We start from the raw sequence: 2,484 nt of genomic DNA, 5'->3' as shown, positions 1-2,484 counted from the left end.
CCTGTGGCTCAGGCAGCCAGTGCGGCTTTTTCCTGGTTGGCTGGCTTTTGCGTGTGGGTCACGATTTCAATCTGCGCGGCTTCCAGTGCTGCGGCCTTGGCGGCTTCGCCCATGGCCAGGCCTTCGGCGCGCACAAAACGCACGTCGGTGATGCCGAAGAAGCCGAACACCACTTTCAGGTAGCTCTCCTGGTGTTCCAGGGCTGTCATCGCGTCGCTGGTTGAATACACACCGCCGCGGGCGGACGCCACGATCACCGTCTTGCCGCCGGCCAGGCCCACAGGGCCTTTGTCGGTGTACTTGAAGGTGCGGCCGACTTGCGCAACGCGGTCGATCCAGGCCTTGAGCTGGGTGGGAATCGCGAAGTTGTAGAGCGGTGCACCCACAACGATCACGTCAGCGGCCAGGAATTGCGACACCAGCGCTTCAGACACGGCGTTTTCGCGCTTTTGCACGTCGCTCAGGGCCGTGCCGGCAGGCATGCGGAAACCCAGCGATTCGGCGGAGAGGTGGGAAGGTGTGTCGGCGGCCAGGTCGAGGTAGCTGACTTCGGTGGCGGGGTTGGCGGTGCGCCATGAGGCCACGATCTGGGCCGTGAGCTGGCGGGAAACCGAGTTGCCGCCAAGGATGCTGGAGTCGATGTGAAGAAGTTTGGTCATGGTGAATTCCTTGAATGAAGTGATTGATCGGGTGGGATAAACCGGTTTTCAGGCCGTGTTCACCTTGAACCGCAGCCATGGGATAGATTGTGCGGATGAGTCGAGTGTTTGATAAGTTGGCAAAAATGTGACTTATCGTTCTACTCGTGAGACAATAAACGCCGCAAAATCACAAAATTCCTTCAAACCGGCGCCATCGCGCGCGGTGCAAGGCGAGCAAAAGGCGGCGAAAGGACTTTTCCCATGCAAGACCTCAATGACATGCTGTATTTCGCCGAAGTGGTGGAGCGGGGCGGCTTTGCCGCCGCCGGGCGGGCGCTGGGGCTGCCCAAGTCGCGCCTGTCGCGCCGCGTGGCTGAGCTGGAGGCGCGGCTGGGCGCGCGGCTGCTGCAGCGCACCACCCGCAAGCTTTCATTGACTGAGGTCGGCGAGATTTACCTGCGCCACTGCATCGCCATGCGCGACGAGGCCATGGCGGCGTCTGAAGCCGTGGCGCAAATGCAGGTCGAGCCACGCGGCACGCTGCGCATCACCTGCCCGGTCACGCTGGCGCAAAGCACGGTGGGCTACCTGGTGCCGCGCTACATGGCGCTTCACCCTCATGTGAAAGTCGACATGCGCGTGACCAACCGGGTGATTGACCTGGTGGAAGAAGGCATCGACATTGCCCTGCGCGTGCGGCCCACGCTGGAAGACAGCGGCAGCCTGGTCGTGAAAAACCTGGGCGCCGGCTCCGGGCGCCTGCTGGCCAGCCCGGATTTGCTGAGGCGGCAGGGCACGCCTGAAAAACCGGAAGACCTGCACAAGCTGGACACCGTCGCCATGTCCTGGGTGGATGGCCGGGCGTCGTGGACGCTGATGGGCCCCGAGGGAAAGGAGTTTGTGCTGCAGCACCAGCCGCGTTATGTGGCCGACGACCTGCAAACCCTGAAGCTGGCCGTGCTGGCCGGCACCGGCATGAGCTTTTTGCCAGAATCCCTGAGCGCGGTGGAGCAGCAGGCGCAGTTGCTGGTGCCTGTGCTGCCCGGCTGGGCGCTTCGCCCCGGCGTGGCGCATGCGGTGTTCACTTCGCGGCGCGGACAGATTCCGGCGGTGCGCAGCTTTCTGGACTTCCTGGGGGAACGTATGCGGGGTGAAGAGCTGGTTTGACGGCCTCGCCTGGCGGATTCGCCGGCTGCGAGTGCAGGTAAGGTGCTATGAATTTAGTAGCTGCTTGCGCTCGTCCTTATTGGGCTGGAGGCGATTTCATACTCAAAAAGACTGCCTGAACAGCGAGAGCAGGCTGTTTAGGACCTGCTCCGGGGTGTTCAGGCCGGCGCCATCGCATTGGCGACGTTGATGAATACATTGCCGAATTCATAGACTCTTGGGAAACCCATTTCCCCACTCCATTACTTCAAAAGGACAACACCGATCACAGGACAAATTGCTATGTAGCCTGCGCCGACCATCGTGATAGGCTGAAGGTAGCGATAGGACGCCACAAGCCAGAAACGATCGGGGCGTTGCGCGGCCTCTAACAAACGTTCATCGTTTGTCAGCGAGCCAGGCGAGTCTCTTTTTGGCGAGCTTCCGGTTGCAAACCAAAATGCCAGATTTGCGATCGCAGCCATACCAATGGTGACGAGCATTGGAAAAAATATCAAAGGGAATGCGATCATTTCGTCATGAACTCCATTTAACGAAATGACATATCCCAATACGCATAGCCCAACAATCACCCCGGCTGGTACGCCCAATATTTTTGACTTTTTCTTTTTAATTTCAATTGTCATTGGGGAATTCTTCGCAATTTTTAGATGTGAATGGTCGAGATGATCTATTG

The 2,484-nt window shown here is 59.4% G+C and carries 3 protein-coding genes; 1 reads left to right on the top strand and 2 read right to left on the bottom strand.

Going from position 1 to position 2,484, the window contains the following annotated elements; translation table 11 throughout:
* Nucleotides 1-8 precede the first annotated feature (8 nt).
* The gene (locus tag AC1DWI_RS19725) at nt 9-659 is read right to left on the bottom strand and encodes an FMN-dependent NADH-azoreductase (protein ID WP_477670783.1); all 651 of its coding nucleotides are present in this window, start codon (nt 657-659) and stop codon (nt 9-11) included.
* 243 nt (nt 660-902) lie between these two features.
* Here AC1DWI_RS19725 and AC1DWI_RS19720 point away from each other — a divergent pair, with 243 nt between their 5' ends.
* On the top strand, nt 903-1,808 hold the full coding sequence (locus AC1DWI_RS19720; protein WP_477670782.1) for a LysR substrate-binding domain-containing protein: 906 nt from the start codon (nt 903-905) through the stop codon (nt 1,806-1,808).
* Between the two features lie 242 nt (nt 1,809-2,050).
* Here the strand turns inward: AC1DWI_RS19720 and AC1DWI_RS19715 are convergent.
* Nucleotides 2,051-2,484 (bottom strand): hypothetical protein (locus tag AC1DWI_RS19715; RefSeq protein WP_477725521.1); only part of this gene is annotated, 434 nt, incomplete at its 5' end.

This window comes from Polaromonas sp. P3_C2 (assembly GCF_056402675.1).
Note: the sequence above shows the minus strand (reverse complement) of the source record. Positions and strands in the feature narration are given on the sequence as shown.

Excerpts from the sequence above, each read along its gene's own strand:
- AC1DWI_RS19725 (WP_477670783.1), bottom strand. The coding sequence starts at position 659 with ATGACCAAACTTCTTCACATCGACTCCAGCATCCTTGGCGGCAACTCG.
- AC1DWI_RS19720 (WP_477670782.1), top strand. The coding sequence starts at position 903 with ATGCAAGACCTCAATGACATGCTGTATTTCGCCGAAGTGGTGGAGCGG.